3 protein-coding genes are annotated in these 4,736 nt (G+C 45.4%); all 3 read right to left on the bottom strand.

Annotation, left to right across the window (positions count from 1 at the left end; genetic code table 11):
* On the bottom strand, positions 1-1,370 hold a 1,370-nt coding region (cysS, locus tag A3766_RS14540; protein ID WP_068642423.1), incomplete at its 3' end, for a cysteine--tRNA ligase.
* 24 nt (positions 1,371-1,394) lie between these two features.
* Positions 1,395-3,104 (bottom strand): glutamine--tRNA ligase/YqeY domain fusion protein, encoded by a 1,710-nt coding sequence (locus A3766_RS14535; RefSeq protein ID WP_068554097.1) that lies wholly within the window; start codon positions 3,102-3,104, stop codon positions 1,395-1,397.
* Between the two features lie 135 nt (positions 3,105-3,239).
* Complete coding sequence (locus A3766_RS14530; protein WP_082865341.1) at positions 3,240-4,565, bottom strand: serine hydrolase; 1,326 nt, start codon at positions 4,563-4,565, stop codon at positions 3,240-3,242.
* Positions 4,566-4,736: the final 171 nt, after the last annotated feature.

Genomic DNA, 4,736 nt, shown 5'->3' with positions numbered 1-4,736 from the left:
TCTTTACTATCATCTAAGGTAATGCCCTGCTCTAACAACAGATCACGAATTCGGTCAGACTCCGCCCACTCTTTATTCGCACGTGCTTCTGTTCTTGCCACAACTAAAGTATCTATCTCATCATTTGATAAACCATCAGCCGAAGCTGCGCCTTTAAAGTAATCTTCAGGGTCTAATTGAAGAATACCCAAAGCTTCACCTAAAGAACGAAGCGTACTAGCCAAGGCCGCAACATTGTCACCTTCATCAGTACGTGCAACATTTAGCTCTCGAACCAAGTCAAACATCACGGCCAATGCTTCAGGCGTATTAAAGTCATCATCCATCGCTGTTTTAAAGCGCTCAAGATAAGACTCAACGCGCGCTTCAGAACTTAGCTCTGCCTCGCTCAAACCACGTAAAGACTGATATAAACGATCCAAGGTTGCTTGCGCTTCAACCAGGTTATCTTCGGAATAATCAACCTGACTACGATAGTGGCTAGACACTAGGAAGTAACGAATCACTTCAGCCGGATACTTTTCCAAGACTTCGCGAATGGTGAAGAAGTTACCCAAAGATTTAGACATCTTTTCTTTGTTTACACGAACAGCGCCTGCATGCATCCAGTAGTTCACATACTTCTGACCGGTTGCACCTTCAGACTGGGCAATTTCATTTTCATGATGTGGGAATTTTAAGTCTGGCCCGCCCCCATGAATATCAAAGGTATCACCCAAACAGCAAGTCGACATGGCTGAGCATTCAATATGCCAGCCAGGGCGACCATTCCCCCACGGGGATTCCCAGCTAGCCTCGCCTTCTTTTGCCGCTTTCCACAAAACAAAATCCAGTGGATTACGCTTATGCTTTTCAACATCGATACGCGCACCCGCCAACAGCTCTTCGGTATTACGCTTGCTTAGCTTACCGTAGGTTTCAAACTTATCGATCGCATAATAGACATCGCCATTGTCGGCAGCATAAGCATGCTCGTTGTCGATCAGACGTTGAATCATATCGATAATTTCCTGGATATGCGCCGTCGCTCTCGGCTCCTGGTCTGGAGACTTCACCGACAACGCCGCTTCATCCTCATGCATCGCATCGATAAAGCGCTGCGTTAAAGCATCGTAGGCCTCTCCATTCTCCGCCGCTCGGGCGAAGATCTTGTCATCTACATCGGTGATATTTCGGATATACGTAACGTCGTAGCCAGAGTGGCGCAAGTAACGCGTAATCACGTCAAAGCTGACCAGCACGCGAGCATGACCGATATGGCAATAGTCATACACCGTCATCCCACAGACATACATTTTGACTTTGTTTTCTTCAAGCGGCTTAAATACTTCTTTCTCTGCAGATAGCGTATTATAAATTTTCAATGACATATTCTTTACTCCATCTACTCTTACTTATTTGCTTGCCCAATTATCTTTTAAACCAATTGTGCGATTGAATACGACCTTACCTTCACTAGGCTTATGGTCATATCGATCGGCAACAAAGTAGCCTTCTCGCTCAAATTGGAAATTCGCCTCAGGCTCCGCTTTTGCTGCATCAGGCTCAAGGTAAGCCTTAATCACACTAAAGCTTTCAGGGTTAACATGCGTCATAAAATCTTCTTCACCCGCATCTGGGTTAGCATGATTGAAAAGACGGTCATATAAACGCACTTCCGCCTCGACACTCTGCTCAGCAGATACCCAGTGAATAACACCGCGAGGCTTAATTCCTTCGATATTATTGCCTACCGAGTCAGCAACCAAGCTAGCTTTCACTTCAACAATTTCACCCTGCTCATTCTTAACACTTTCTTCGGCCTTGATAATGTAGGCACCACGCAAGCGAACATAATCCCCTAAGACTAAGCGCTTGAACTTCTTACGCGACAAGGTTTGATCTTCAGTGTAATCACTCTTCTCGATGTAGAGTGTTTCAGTAAATGGCAGACTGCGACTCCCTAACTCCGGCTTACTAGGGTGACAGGCAGCATTCAGCAATTCGTCAGCACCCTGGGCGTTATTATCAGCCATGTTAGATATCGTCACCTTAATAGGGTTCATCACACACATGGCGCGCGCAGCATTGTCGTTTAAATCATCACGAATCGCTCGCTCAAGAATCGCCACGTCAATATCACTATTGTTCTTGCTTGAAACAGGGATCATATCGCAGAAGCTTTTTAGCGCAGTGGGCGTAAAGCCACGACGACGCATACCTGATACCGTTGGCATACGCGGGTCATCCCAACCTGAAACGACACTGTCATCCACCAACTTCTTAAGCTTACGTTTACTGGTAACGGTATAGTTCAAGTTCAAACGACCAAATTCGTACTGGCGAGGCTTACTCGGAACAGGTAGGTTTTCCGTAAACCACTCATATAAAGGCCGGTGAGCCTGAAACTCCAAGGTACAAATTGAGTGCGTCACACCTTCAATGGCATCTTCCTGCCCATGAGCAAAATCATAACTCGGATAAATACACCACTTATCACCCGTTTGATGATGAGAAGCCTTACGGATACGATAAAGAATCGGGTCACGCAAATTCATATTTGGTGAGGCCATATCGATCTTGGCGCGTAAAACACAAGCGCCTTCATCGTACTCACCGGCACGCATCTTCTCGAACTCAGCTAAATTCTCTTCAACTGTACGCTCTCGATAAGGACTTTCTTTACCAGGAGACGTCGCCCAACCACGATACTCTTTGGCTTCGGCAGGGGAAAGGTGACAAACATAAGCCAATTTTTGATTGATGAGATGCAAAGCCCAGTCATAAAACTTGTCGAAGTAGTTAGAAGCATAACGCACCTCACCCGACCAGTCGTAGCCTAACCACTTAACATCTTCCTGAATCGCATCAATATAGGCCTGCTCTTCTTTTTCAGGGTTGGTGTCATCAAAACGAAGGTTACACTCACCGCCATACTCTTTCGCTAAACCAAAGTTCAACCAAATAGAACGAGCGTGACCAATGTGTAAAAAGCCATTCGGCTCAGGAGGAAAACGCGTAACAACCTTGCCGCCATGCTTGTTATCGGCAATGTCCTGCTCGATAGCCTGCTGTAAAAAGTGCTTAACTTCGGTGTCTTTTTCAGGAGTGTTTTGTTCTGACATGCTGGGTGATAATCCGACGAAAAATAAAACCCGACATTATATAGAAATCGATACTAATAGAAAGTAATCAACGGGGTCAGACTCGATTGAAATTCAATCGAGTCTGACCCCGTTGATTCCAGAGTGGCGTTTTAGCTATTTCACTGTCGCGCCCTTTGGGCAATGCTTATCAATCTTGTTCATAAACCTAAATAAGGTCGGAATGTTATTGGCTACAATCGGAACCCCTGTCGTCAACAAAGACACCGACACATCACGCACCGGGTCGGCCCAGCATAGTTTATTGATCAAACCAATATGTCCAAATGATTGAGCGCTGTGTTTACCCCACATACCGAAGGGCTCACCGCCCAACATTAAGCCAGCACTGTAGCGCATAGGCAGCATAAGTGTTTGATCAAATTGGATACTGGAATATTCCTGAGTAAAGCGCTTAACCGTCATTGGGTGGCATACGCGGTTGCCTTCCCATACACCGTTATTCAACAGCATTTGGAAGAAGCGGCCTATCTCTTCTGCGGTTCCCATAATATTGCCAGCAGGAATAACCGCCTTTTTAAAACGTGGGTCATTAGTTACACTTTCAACCATATCAAGCGATCCACCCAATGCCCGCTCAATTAAAGCCGAAATAGGATAGAAAGGCCTAACGCCTGTCGCGTGATTATCGGCCACCCGATCAGCATAGCGCTCTTCCACACCATAGCGGAAATACTTCATGCCCATCGGTTTTCTGACACGCTCATCCAAGAAGTCTTGAATACTTTTTCCGGTAACCTGCCTAACCACACGTTCAAGAATATAGCCACCCGTCAAGGCGTGGTATGCCAACCGGTTGCCTTTTGAAGACTGAGGCTTGGTCTCACACAAGATGCGCCAGATTTCATCGTTATCCCACAAGACTTCAGGGGGAACACCTTTCGGTAATCCAGGAACACCCGCTCTGTGGGACAAGACCTCGTGAATCGTGACATTCTTTTTGCCATTCTTACCAAACTCCGGTGCATAGAAGCTAATAGGATCATGCAGATGAACGAGTTTATCTTCAGAAAGCAGGTGCATCAAAAAAGCCGTAACTGCCTTAGAAGCGGAAAACAAACAGACAGGAGTATTAGGACGCATAAGAACACGAGCATCACCTTCTTGTGCGTCAGGACCATTACCAACCGCATGACCAATCGCACGATCAAGTATTACTTTTCCTCGTCGGCGCATACTAATTGAAACGCCTGGGTACAACGCAGTGCTATAAATATCCTCCACCGATTTCCAAATCGCCTCAACGCCTTCTCTGGTCATACCAACTGATTCTGGGTCAGCCTCGTTAACACAATCGGAGGTAATCACAGAAGAAAGCGACGAGGGCATATCAATGGTATGACTCACCTTTTGTCGAATCTGCTTATGTACCCCTTTATAGAGAGAGGCTTTTTTAAAGATATTCCCTGCATCGGTACTCATATTCATTCCACTACTCATTGTGCACCCTATTCTTTTATATTCTGCCTAAACGATAAAGCGATTAATAAATTAGAGCAATAACTCAGATCAATTTTGTCATTAATAATTGAGTATTTTTTCAGTTTTTTAACTATCACCGAAGCCATAGCGATTCAAAGCCAATTTATATAC

The sequence above is a fragment of the Oleiphilus sp. HI0132 genome, assembly GCF_001635845.1.
Note: the sequence above shows the minus strand (reverse complement) of the source record. Positions and strands in the feature narration are given on the sequence as shown.